Origin of the sequence: Mycobacterium neumannii (genome assembly GCF_002245615.1) — a bacterium.
Lineage (GTDB): Bacteria > Actinomycetota > Actinomycetes > Mycobacteriales > Mycobacteriaceae > Mycobacterium > Mycobacterium neumannii_A.
In genome coordinates this window covers 3,567-5,423 of the sequence record NZ_NKCO01000048.1, presented here as the reverse complement: position 1 = coordinate 5,423, position 1,857 = coordinate 3,567, and the positions used below count along the sequence as shown (strand labels likewise).

At 56.9% G+C, this 1,857-nt stretch carries 1 rRNA gene; it reads left to right on the top strand.

Annotated features, from left to right (window positions below):
- Nucleotides 1-150 precede the first annotated feature (150 nt).
- Nucleotides 151-1,674 (top strand): 16S ribosomal RNA (locus CEX88_RS25685).
- Nucleotides 1,675-1,857 lie beyond the last annotated feature (183 nt).

The following is a 1,857-nucleotide window of genomic DNA, read 5'->3' as shown; positions in this document are numbered from 1 at the left end:
GCGGGTGTGTTGTTTGAGAACTCAATAGTGTGTTTGGTGGTTTTTGTTTGTTGTTGTTTTTTGCCATGCCCTGTTTTCCCGTTTGTGGGTGTGGTGTTTTTTGATGCCAGTTTTTGGTGTCTGTTTGGTCAGATTGTTCTGAACGTTTTTTGTTTGGAGAGTTTGATTCTGGCTCAGGACGAACGCTGGCGGCGTGCTTAACACATGCAAGTCGAACGGAAAGGCCCCTTTGGGGGTGCTCGAGTGGCGAACGGGTGAGTAACACGTGGGTGATCTGCCCTGCACTTTGGGATAAGCCTGGGAAACTGGGTCTAATACCGAATACACCTTGCTGGTCGCATGGCCTGGTGGGGGAAAGCTTTTGCGGTGTGGGATGGGCCCGCGGCCTATCAGCTTGTTGGTGAGGTTATGGCTTACCAAGGCGACGACGGGTAGCCGGCCTGAGAGGGTGACCGGCCACACTGGGACTGAGATACGGCCCAGACTCCTACGGGAGGCAGCAGTGGGGAATATTGCACAATGGGCGCAAGCCTGATGCAGCGACGCCGCGTGGGGGATGACGGCCTTCGGGTTGTAAACCTCTTTCAGTGCCGACGAAGCGTAAGTGACGGTAGGCACAGAAGAAGGACCGGCCAACTACGTGCCAGCAGCCGCGGTAATACGTAGGGTCCGAGCGTTGTCCGGAATTACTGGGCGTAAAGAGCTCGTAGGTGGTTTGTCGCGTTGTCCGTGAAAACTCACAGCTTAACTGTGGGCGTGCGGGCGATACGGGCAGACTTGAGTACTGCAGGGGAGACTGGAATTCCTGGTGTAGCGGTGGAATGCGCAGATATCAGGAGGAACACCGGTGGCGAAGGCGGGTCTCTGGGCAGTAACTGACGCTGAGGAGCGAAAGCGTGGGGAGCGAACAGGATTAGATACCCTGGTAGTCCACGCCGTAAACGGTGGGTACTAGGTGTGGGTTTCCTTCCTTGGGATCCGTGCCGTAGCTAACGCATTAAGTACCCCGCCTGGGGAGTACGGCCGCAAGGCTAAAACTCAAAGAAATTGACGGGGGCCCGCACAAGCGGCGGAGCATGTGGATTAATTCGATGCAACGCGAAGAACCTTACCTGGGTTTGACATGCACAGGACGACTGCAGAGATGTGGTTTCCCTTGTGGCCTGTGTGCAGGTGGTGCATGGCTGTCGTCAGCTCGTGTCGTGAGATGTTGGGTTAAGTCCCGCAACGAGCGCAACCCTTGTCTCATGTTGCCAGCGCGTTATGGCGGGGACTCGTGAGAGACTGCCGGGGTCAACTCGGAGGAAGGTGGGGATGACGTCAAGTCATCATGCCCCTTATGTCCAGGGCTTCACACATGCTACAATGGCCGGTACAAAGGGCTGCGATGCCGTGAGGTGGAGCGAATCCTTTCAAAGCCGGTCTCAGTTCGGATCGGGGTCTGCAACTCGACCCCGTGAAGTCGGAGTCGCTAGTAATCGCAGATCAGCAACGCTGCGGTGAATACGTTCCCGGGCCTTGTACACACCGCCCGTCACGTCATGAAAGTCGGTAACACCCGAAGCCGGTGGCCTAACCCCTTGTGGGAGGGAGCCGTCGAAGGTGGGATCGGCGATTGGGACGAAGTCGTAACAAGGTAGCCGTACCGGAAGGTGCGGCTGGATCACCTCCTTTCTAAGGAGCACCATTCATTTTCCCCCGCCCCCACGCCTGTGGGATCGGTTGCGGTTGGGATATCAGTGCCGGCGCCTGTAGTGGGTGTTCGGCCGGTGCACAACAAACGTTGATCGTCTGGTGGGAAAAGCCGGGCGTGAAGGATTGCCAGACACACTATTGGGCTTTGAGACAACAAGCCCG